The organism is Streptomyces sp. NPDC005151, assembly GCF_053599875.1.
In genome coordinates this window covers 1-10442 of sequence record NZ_JBSFYR010000153.1, presented here as the reverse complement: position 1 = coordinate 10442, position 10442 = coordinate 1, and the positions used below count along the sequence as shown (strand labels likewise).

Below are 10442 nucleotides of genomic sequence, written 5' to 3'. Positions count from 1 at the left end.
AGTCCGGAAGCATCGGCAGGTCCCCTCACAGCAGGTGACGCAAGCACCGCCGATGCTTCTCTGCTGCCCAGCCCCGCGCTGCCAGATCAGGCCCCATCACCCACACCAGCGCCCCACGACGATCAACGAAAACGTCGAAAGTCGAGCTGCCCCCCAACAGTTGGGGAATACGCGACTCCCGATTACGCGAGGTCGCCAGTTTCATGCCCCTGGGACACCGTCTGCCGTGAACACGACCGCGATTCGACATTCGTCGGGCTCGCGCTGGGATCATCCCGACGTTCAACCGATGACGGAGCTGTGCCGTCGGCCGTAAGTTCCGCGTGAACCTGTCAATCCGACAGAGGGGACGGACAAAGTCTCGTGCACCGTGCTCTGTTGAACCTCTCGTCCTTCCGAGTGCCGCCCCGAGGCTGGAACGTGCCGTGCTCGTTCGGGTGATCCATTGTCATGGAATCCAGTCTGTAGCCAGTGCGCTGGGCTGCGGAAACGAGTCGCAGCTGAAGAGGTGCGACTGGGCCGATGTCTGCCTGATGAAGAATTCACTATTTGGGGTTGCATGCACCCCGTAGGAGAGCTGTATATGTCTCATCCCCCTTCCGCGCGACCATCCCGCCTCAGATCGGGTCCGGTCGCGTTGACCACGACGGTCATGTCACGTGCCCGGCGTAGCCTCGCGGGCGCGGCCGCGGTCACCGTCGCGGCCCTGATGCTTGGTGTCGTTCCGGCGTTGCCCGCGTCGGCGGCGAGCCAGGCCGAAGGCACGATCGAGAACGCGGGTGTACCCGGTGTCATCAAGGATCGGTACATCGTGATCCTCGGCCAAGGAGCCGACGCCGACTCGCTCAAGGGCAAGGCGCTGGCCGCCAAGTACGATGCCAAGGTCAAGAGGACCTACAAAAAGGCGCTCAACGGCTATGCCGTCGAGCTGACGGAGAAGCAGGCCAGGCGGTTCGCCGCCGATCCGGCCGTGGAGTCCGTCGTGCAGGACCGGGTCGTCAAAGCGACCGGCACCGACCCGACCGGCACTCAGCCCAACCCGCCCTCCTGGGGGCTGGACCGGGTCGATCAGCGGGCCCTGCCGCTCGACAGCAGTTACACCTACCCGGGTACGGCGGGCAGCGGAGTCACGGCCTACATCATCGACACCGGTGTGCGTATCAGCCACGAGGACTTCGGTGGCCGCGCCAGCTACGGGTACGACGCGGTGGACGGCGACAACATCGCCGCGGACGGCAACGGCCATGGCACGCACGTCGCCGGCACGGTCGCGGGCTCGTCGTACGGTGTGGCCAAGGATGCCAAGATCGTCGCGGTACGCGTGCTCGACAACAATGGCTCCGGCGCCACCTCCGGCGTCATTGCGGGCGTGGACTGGGTGACCGCCAACGCTGTCAAGCCCGCGGTGGCGAACATGAGTCTCGGCGGCGGTGTCGACCCGGCGCTGGACACCGCTGTCCGCAACTCCATAGCCTCCGGCGTCACCTACGCCGTGGCGGCGGGCAACGAGAACAGGGATGCCGCCAACTCGTCCCCGGCCCGCGTGGCCGAGGCCCTCACCGTCGGCTCCACCACCAGCGGCGACGCCCGCTCCGGCTTCTCCAACTACGGCAGCGCGGTGGACATTTTCGCGCCCGGGACAGGCATCAAGTCGGCGTGGTACACCGGTGACACCGCCACCAACACCCTCTCCGGCACCTCGATGGCGTCCCCGCACGTGGCCGGAGAAGCCGCGCTCTACTTGGCGGACTACCCCACCGCCACCCCATCGCAGGTCGCAGAGGCGCTGACCTCCTCAGCAACCACCGGAGTGGTGACCGACCCGGGCACGGGTTCCCCCAACCTGCTGATGAACGTCTCGGCGTTCCGTTCCGGGCCGCACGGCACCGTCACGGGTACCGTCACCGACGGCACCGCTCCGCTGGCGTCGGCCAAGATCGCCGTGGGTGACGCCACGGCGAAGACGGACGAGCAGGGGCACTACACATTGACCGTGCGCCCACCCGGAACCTATGACGTCAGCGCGAGCAAGTTCGGGTACGCCACCAAGACCGTTTCGGGTGTCACCATCGGCGAGGAGCAGACGGTGACCGAGAACTTCGCGCTGACCACGAAGCCGAGCGTCAACGTCACCGGTGTGGTCCACGACGGTTCCGGTCACGGCTGGCCGCTGTATGCGACCGTGCGGGTCAAGGGCGAGCCGACTGCGGTCGCCTACACCGACCCCAAGACGGGGAAGTACACCCTGCGCGTGCCCACCGGGGACACCTACAGTCTGCAGGTCGACCCGTTGTATCGGGGTTATCAGCGGGACTCTCAGGATGTGCAGGTGGGTTCGGCGGATGTGACGCATGACGTCAACGTGTCGGTCGACCAGGCGACCTGCACCGCGGCCGGGTACGACCGCCACTACGACGGCACCACCGAGCCGTTCGACGGCACCACCGCGCCGTCGGGCTGGAGAGTGGACGACAAGGTCGGCAATGGTCAGACCTGGGCGTTCAACGACCCCGGCAGGCACGGCAACAAGACCGGCGGGTCCGGCGGCTTCGCCGTCATCGACAGCGCGCAATACGGTTCCGGAAGCGGGCAGGACAGCTCGCTGATCAGCCCGATTATGGACTTCAGCCAGCGAACCCACCCGATCGTGTCCTTCCGCACCGAGTACAAGGGCTACACGGGCCAGATCGGGGACGCCGATCTCAGCGTCGACGGCGGCCAGACGTGGAAGACCGTCTGGCACCGCACCACCGAGCTGGTCTCGGGGCCTCGGACCGAGGTCGTGGACCTGTCCCAGGCCGCCGGCAAGGCCAACGTCCAGGTGAGGTTCCACTTCACCACCGGCCTTGGGTGGTGGTGGCAGGTCGACGATGTCTTCCTCGGCGACCGCACCTGTGACCCGGCACCGGGCGGCATCGTCGTCGGCCGGGTGACCGACAAGAACACCGGGGCCGGGATCAACGGCGCCACGGTGACGTCGGCCGACCAGCCCGCGGAGAAGACGACCTCCGTGCCGACGCCGGACGACCCGAACCTGGGTGACGGCTTCTACCGGCTGTTCTCCTCGCTCACCGGGGAGCACCAGTTCACCGCCACGGGGGAGAACCACTACAGCGCCTACAGCGCACAGGACGTCACCGTCAACGTGGCCCCCAACCAGGCAACGGACGGCACGTTCGCCCTGCCCGCACCCCGGATCGAGGTCAGCTCGGCCCAGCTCAGCAAGACCGTCGACTGGCAGGGCCAGGCCGGCTCCACCCTGACCTTGAAGAACACCGGAACCGCCCCGGTGACCGCCAAGATCGGTGAGTGGCCCGGCGGCTACCAGCCGGCCACGGCCCAGAAGGGCGCTCCGCTGCAGGAAGTGAAGGGAGATTACCGGCCCGTACCGTTCCGGCCCGGCAAGACCACGCAGACGGCGGCCGCCAAGGCCTCGGTGACGCCGTACGCGGCGCCGTGGACGACGGTGGCCGACTACCCCATGCCGGTCATGGACAACGCCGTGGCGGTCCTCGACGGCAAGGTCTACTCGTTCGCCGGACACGATGGAACCACGCCCGGCTCGAACAAGGCATATGTCTACGACCCAGGCGCCCAGGCGTGGAGTGCCCTGCCGAACATGAGAGTCGCCCGCTTGGCGGCGCAGGCGGCCCCCTATGGTGGCAAGCTCTACGTCTTCGGTGGCTGGGATGCGTACTCTACGGTGGCCAAGACCGAGATCTATGACCCGGCGAGCCATACCTGGTCCACCGGCGCCGACATCCCGAAACCGTATGCCGGCGCCGCCGTGACCGTGCTGGGCGGCAAGATCTACATCGTCGGCGGCTGCAGGCAGGGCTGTTACAAGACGGATGTGCAGGTGTACGACCCGGCGTCGGACTCCTGGAGTTCGGCCACGCCCTACCCTGAACCGATCAGCTTCCTCGGCTGCGGCGCCATCGCGAACAAGCTGTACTGCGCGGGCGGGTCGTCGGGCGCTACCTCCACCAAGCACGCCTACAGCTACGACCCGGCATCCGCCCAATGGGCTCGTGTCGCCGACCTCCCGATCGACCTGTGGGCGATGGGCTACTCGGCGGCAGACGGCGAGCTCCTCGTGTCCGGCGGTGTGACCAACGGCCTCACCACGATTACCAACCGGGGCTTCGCCTACGACCCGGGTTCCGACACCTGGACCGCGCTGCCCAACTCCAACAACACCGTCTACCGTGGAGGCTCCGCCTGCGGTTTCTACAAGATCGGAGGTTCGGACGGTTCGACCGGAAAGTGGGCCGCGACCAAGAACTCGGAGCTGCTGCCCGGCTATTGTGCGACCGACGTCCCCTGGCTATCAGTGGACAAGACCGAGGTGACGATCCAGCCGGGCCAGAGCGTTGACGTCAACGCAAGCTTCAACGCGAACGTCGCCGCGATCACCCAGCCGGGCACGTTCGCCGCGCAGCTCACGGTCAAGGCGAAGACCCCGTACGAGATCGCGCCGGTGCCGGTGACGCTTGTGGTGAACCCGCCCAAGACCTGGGGAAAGATCACCGGGACGGTCACCGGGGTCGGCTGCACCGGCACGTCGGCGCCATTGACCGGAGCGACCGTGCAGATCACCTCGAAGACGGCGAGTTACACGTTGAGGACCGACCGGAACGGTAAGTACGTGTTCTGGCTCGACGTCAGAAACAACCCGCTCACGGCGACCGCGTCCAAGGACGGCTGGGAGCCGCAGACCCGATCGGTCAAGATCATGGCGGCTAAGGCGACCACGGCCGACTTCTCTCTCAAAGAGACCTGCTCCTGATCTGACGCTCCGTGCGGGCCGGGCCTAGCCCGGCCCGCACGGGCAGGTCGCGGCCCCGCCACCGATCCGATGGCGGGGCCGAGACCCTTCTCGGCCGGCCCCCGGTCTGCGGCGGGCGCGGATGAACACGGCAGCCGGTTCCTTTGTTCCTTTTCGCCGTCCATCCGGACGTCGACCAGAGACGTACAGCCACGTGGTAGGCGTGGTCGTCCTGTGCGAGGCGTGCATGCGTACCCACCTGCAGCCCGCCGCGTTCGACCTCGCTTTGGTGCGGGATGCCGAGCATGGACGGTCGGTGCTGGTGGACGCCTCGGCCGAACCCGGACTGGCCTGGCCGCCCTGTCGGCGGGTGCCTATGGGCTGGTGCTCGGGGAGGAGCAGCGGCCCGCCACAGTGGCGGACGCGCGGTCCAAGGCGGCGATGCTGGGGCCGCTGATCGGTGACGAGCGGCCGGCCACGATCGCCGACGCGCGGCATCGATCGACCGGGTCGATGCCGCGCCGGCGACCCTGCGCGAGCGCCATGCCGAGTTGGCCGGAGCCGTAGGTCGCTGGGCACACCTGGTCGGGGGCAGCCGTCCCGGCCAGGTGTTTTCTGCATATTCGGGCGGATGTCGAGCCGCCGGGCGTCTGCACGATTCGACATTCGTCGGGCTCGCGCTGGGATCATCCCGACGTTCAACCGATGACGGAGCTGTGCCGCCGGCCGTAAATTCTGCGTAAACCCGTCATCCGGCAGAGGGGGCGAACAAAGTCTCGTGCACCGTGCCCTGTTGAACCTCTTGTCTTCCCGAGCACCGCCTCGAGGCTGGAAAGTGCCGTCCTCGTCCGGGTGATCCATTTTCTGGAAGCACGGTAGTGAGCACATTCTTGACGTTTCGTCATCGTATTCGGAGCGGCGACGGCCGCGGTATCCGGTTTCCCGCCGGTGACGGCTGTTCAGGCGCGGACACCTGCTGGCCTCATCGTCGAAAACGGCCTCATGCAGCCCGTGTTCTCCTGTCAGGATGCGATTCGTGAGCACGTGCTCGTGGAATCCGCCTTGGACGGTAACCGCTAGGGAAAGCCCGATGTGATCGCGGCCGACATCATCCGGCCGAAAGAAACCGAGTAGGGCCTCAAACACCCGGGATCAGGACGCCAGTCCGTACTACAGCACGCTGGACCGCGGAAACAAGTCGCGGTTGAAGAAGTGCGACTGAGCCGATATCTGCCTGATGAAGAATTCACGATTTGGGGTTGCATGCACCCCGTAGGAGAGCTGTACGTGTCTCATCCCCCTTCCGCGCGACCAACCCGCCTCAGATCGCGTCCGGTCGCGTTGACCACGACGGTCGGACGTGTCTGGGCGCTGATCGTGGCGCTCGCCGTCGCCGCACTCACAGTGATCGCTGGGCCGGTCGAGGCCTCCGCCTCCACCGCCTCCACGACCTCCACCACCTCTGCCAAGAGTCCCGTCCCGCCCACGAAGGCCGCCGGCCCGACCTCGGCTGGCCAGCACCCCACCAAGCAGGTGTGCGCCAAGCCGTCGAGAGCCGGCGAGATGTCCTGCCTGTCCATGGTTCGCACCGATGTCACCGCGGTGAAGGGTGTGCAGCTCGATGCCGCTCCCGGCGGTTTCGGTCCGGCCGACCTGCAGAGTGCGTACAACCTGCCCGCCGCTGGCTCCACTGAGACGGTCGCGATCGTCGACGCGTTCGACAACCCGAGCGCCGAGGCGGACCTGGCCGTCTACCGTCAGCAGTACGGGCTGCCGGCGTGCACCACGGCCAATGGCTGCTTCAAGAAGATCGACCAGCGCGGCGGCACGAGCTATCCGCCACCGGACTCCGGGTGGGCCGGGGAGATCGCACTGGACGTCGACATGGTCAGCGCGATATGCCCGACCTGCAAGATCCTGCTGGTCGAGGCCGACGACAGCAACGTGGACAACCTGGGTACGGCCGTGAACCAGGCGGTCGCCCAGGGCGCCAAGTTCGTCTCCAACAGCTACGGCGGCCTCGAAGGTTCCGATCAAACCCAGGCCGACGACGCCTACTTCAAACACCCCGGTGTCGCGATCACCGTCAGCAGCGGCGACTACGGTTACGGCGTCTCGTACCCGGCCGCGTCGCCGTATGTGACGGCGGTCGGTGGCACCTCGCTGGTCAAGAACACCTCCACCACCCGCGGTTGGACCGAGGCCGCGTGGAGGGGCGCGGGCAGTGGCTGCTCAGCGTACGGGTCCAAGCCGTCGTTCCAGAAGGACACCGGCTGCGCGCGTCGCGCGGTCGCGGATGTGTCCGCGGTCGCGGACCCGAACACCGGCGTCGCGGTCTACCACGGTGGCTGGAAGGTCTTCGGCGGCACCAGCGCGTCCGCCCCGATCATCGCCTCGGTCTACGCGATGGCCGGGACACCGGCGGCGAGTTCGGCCCCGAACTCCTACCCGTATGCCCAGCCGTCCGCGCTCAACGATGTGACGTCTGGAAGTAACGGCAGCTGCTGGCCTACCGGCTACCTGTGCATGGCGGGGGCGGGTTATGACGGGCCGACCGGCCTCGGCACTCCGAACGGGGTCGCCGCGTTCCGTTCCGGGCCGCACGGCACTGTCAGCGGTACCGTCACCGACGGCACCGCTCCGCTGGCGGCGGCCAAGATAACCGTGGGTGACGTCACGGCGATGACGGACGGGCAGGGGCACTACACCTTGAGCGTGCCACCGGGAACGTATGACGTCAGCGTGAGCAAGTTCGGGTACGCCGGCAAGACCGTTTCGGGTGTCGCGATCGCTGATGGGCAGACGGTGACCGAGGACTTCGCGCTGACCGCGAAGCCGCACGTGAACGTCACCGGTACGGTCCATGACGGTTCCGGTCAGGGCTGGCCGCTGTATGCGACCGTGCGGGTCAAGGACGAGCCGACCGCGGTCGCCTACACCGACCCCAAGACGGGGAAGTACACCTTGAGCGTGCCCGCCGGGGCTACCTACACTCTGCAGGTCGACCCGTTGTATCCGGGTTACAAGCAGGATTCTCAGGATGTGCAGGTGGGTTCGGCGGATGTGACGCATGACGTCAATGCGTCGGTCGACCAAACGACCTGCAGCGCGGCCGGATACGGCTTCCACTACGCCGGTACCACCGAGTCGTTCAACGGCGCTCCCCCGCCAGCGGGCTGGACCGTCGATGACAAGGTGGGCAACGGTCAGACCTGGGTGTTCAACGATCTCGGCAGGCGCGGCAACAGGACCGGCGGGACCGGCGGCTTCGCCACCGTCGACAGCAGCTACTACGGTTACGGAAAGACACAGGACACGTCGCTGATCAGCCCGGTTATGGACTTCAGCCAGCGAACCCACCCGTCCCTGATCTTCCGCACCGACTACTACGGCTTCTCGTTCGGCCAGACCGGGGACGTCGATTTCAGCGTCGACGGCGGCCAGACGTGGACCAACGTCTGGCACCACACCAAGGACAGCGCCCGGGGGCCGCGGACCGAGGTCGTGAACCTGTCCCAGGCTGCCGGCAAGGCCAACGTCCAGGTACGGTTCCACCTCACCGCCAAGTGGGGGTGGTGGTGGCAGGTCGACGACGTCTTCCTCGGCGACCGCACGTGCGACCCGGCACCGGGCGGCCTGGTCGTCGGCCGGGTGACCGACAAGAACACCGGGGCCGGGCTCAACGGCGCCTCGGTGACGTCGGCCGACAAGCCCGCAGAGAAGACGACCTCGGCCGCGACGCCGAACGACCCGAACCTGGGCGACGGCTTCTACTGGATGTTCTCCTCGCTCACCGGGGAGCACAAGTTCTCCGCCACGGTGGGGAACTACTACAGCGCACAGGACATCACCGTCAACGTGGCCCCGAACCAGGCAACGGACGGCACGCTCGCCCTGCCCGCACCCCGGATCGCGGTCAGCCCGGCCCAGCTCAGCAAGACGGTCGACTGGCAGGGCCAGGGCAGCTCCACCCTGACCTTGAAGAACACCGGAACAGCCCCAGTGACCGCCAAGATCGATGAGCTGCCGGGCGTCCACCAGCCCGCCGCCGCGCAGCAGGGTGCTCCACTGCAGGAGGTGAAGGGACACTACAGCCCCCTGCGGTTCCGACCCGGCACGACCACGCAGACGGCGGCCAAGCCCTCGGCGACGCCGTACGCGGCACCGTGGACGACGGTGGCCGACTACCCCACGCCGATCATGGACAACGCCGTGGCGACCATCGACGGCAAGGTCTACTCGATCGCCGGAACCGACGGCTCGCATATCCTCAACAAGGCATACGTCTACTACCCAGGCGCCCAGGGGTGGAGTGCCCTGCCGAACCTGAGCGTTGCCCGGGAGGCGCCGCAGGCGGCCGCCTACGGTGGCAAGATCTACGTCTTCGGCGGCTGGGGCGCGGACGGGAATCCGGTGGCCAAGACCGAGATTTACGACCCGCTGACCGGCGCCTGGTCCACCGGCGCGTACAACCCGCAACCGCGCGCCGGCGCCGGCGTGGCCGTGCTGGGCGGCAAGATCTACATCGTTGGCGGCTGCGCGTCCGCCTGCGGCAAGACGGACGTGCAGGTGTACGACCCGGCCTCGAACTCCTGGAGTTCGAGCAAGGCGTACCCGGAGCTGATCTCCTGGCTCGGCTGCGGCGCCATCGCGAACAAGCTGTACTGCGCGGGCGGGCTGTCGGGCAGTACCAGCACCAAGCACGCCTACAGCTACGACCCGTCGTCCGACAGCTGGACTCCCGTCGCCGACCTGCCGACCGACCTGTGGGCGATGGGCTACTCGGCGGCAAACGGCAAGCTCCTCGTGTCCGGCGGCGTGACCTACAGCTCCAGCACGATCACCAACAGGGGCTTCACCTACGACCCGGGTTCCAACACCTGGACCGCGCTGCCCAACTCCAACAGCACTCTCTACCGCGGTGGCTCCGCCTGCGGCTTCTACAAGATCGGAGGTACTACCGGAAACTTCTTCGCCTTTAAGAACGCGGAGCTGCTGCCCGGCTTCGACCAGTGCGCTGACACAACCGATGTCCCCTGGCTGTCAGAGGACAAGACCGACGTGACGCTTCAGCCGGGCGAGAGCGTTGACGTCACCGTGAGCTTCAACGCGGACCTCGCCGAGATCACCCAGCCCGCCACGTTCACCGCGCAGCTCGTGATCAGCGCGAAGACCCCGTACGGGATCGCGCCGGTGCCGGTGACGTTCGTGGTGAATCCGCCCAAGACCTGGGGGAAGATCACCGGGACGGTGACCGGAATCGGCTGCACCGGCACGCCGACGCCACTGGCCGGAGCAACCGTGCAGATCACCTTGAAGAAGACGGCGAGCTACACGCTGAAGACCGACCAGAACGGTCATTACGCGTTCTGGCTCGACGTCAGAAACAACCCGCTCACGGTGACCGCGTCCAAGGACGGCTGGGTGTCGCAGACCGCGTCGGTCGAGATTGAGCCACGCAAGGCGACCATGGCCGACTTCTCTCTCAAACCCGACCGCACCTGCACCTGATGTGACGCTCCGTGCGGGCCGGGACCGGCCCGCACGGACAGGCCGCGGCCCCGCCACCGATCCACGACCTTCCGGTTGGCGTACTCCGGCTGGAAGTACTCCGGCGGTAGATACACGTACGCCGAACTCTTGATCTTCGACCGCCGCCCCGCGATGACGACCT

The 10442-nt window shown here is 67.2% G+C and carries 2 protein-coding genes and 1 pseudogene; all 3 read left to right on the top strand.

Going from position 1 to position 10442, the window contains the following annotated elements:
- Positions 1-652 precede the first annotated feature (652 nt).
- Positions 653-2296: pseudogene (locus ACWD6R_RS38165) on the top strand (S8 family serine peptidase); the annotation flags it as partial.
- 321 nt (positions 2297-2617) lie between these two features.
- A complete protein-coding gene (locus ACWD6R_RS38160; protein WP_451822956.1) occupies positions 2618-4789 on the top strand; it encodes a Kelch repeat-containing protein in 2172 nt (723 codons plus the stop codon).
- 1320 nt (positions 4790-6109) lie between these two features.
- Entirely contained in the window at positions 6110-10279 is a 4170-nt protein-coding gene (locus ACWD6R_RS38155; RefSeq protein ID WP_451822955.1) for a carboxypeptidase regulatory-like domain-containing protein, read from the top strand.
- Positions 10280-10442 lie beyond the last annotated feature (163 nt).